The 368-nt window shown below is 38.9% G+C and carries 1 protein-coding gene; it reads left to right on the top strand.

All coding sequences use genetic code 11. From position 1 onward, the window contains the following. On the top strand, window positions 1-368 hold a 368-nt coding region (locus EII42_RS12495; RefSeq protein WP_125172434.1), incomplete at both ends, for an AAA family ATPase.

The raw sequence follows: 368 nt of genomic DNA, 5'->3' as shown, positions 1-368 counted from the left end.
ATATGCTTGCTAATGCCGATGACATTGAAGAAATAGATGAGGAATTTCAAGCAGAAGAGCCTAAATTGCCTACGCCACATGAAATTCGTGCACATTTAGATGATTATGTAATTGGTCAAGATTATGCCAAAAAAGTATTGGCGGTTGCTGTTTATAATCACTATAAGCGTTTACGCAGTGAAAATAATGCCTCTGATGTAGAGTTGGGCAAAAGTAATATTTTGTTAATTGGACCAACGGGTAGCGGAAAAACTTTACTGGCACAAACCTTAGCACGTATGTTGAATGTTCCTTTTGCCATGGCAGATGCAACCACTTTGACCGAGGCTGGTTATGTGGGTGAAGATGTGGAAAATGTATTGCAAAAA

It is taken from the genome of Tessaracoccus sp. OH4464_COT-324, from assembly GCF_003932855.1.
Taxonomy (GTDB): domain Bacteria; phylum Actinomycetota; class Actinomycetes; order Propionibacteriales; family Propionibacteriaceae; genus Arachnia.
Note: the sequence above shows the minus strand (reverse complement) of the source record. Positions and strands in the feature narration are given on the sequence as shown.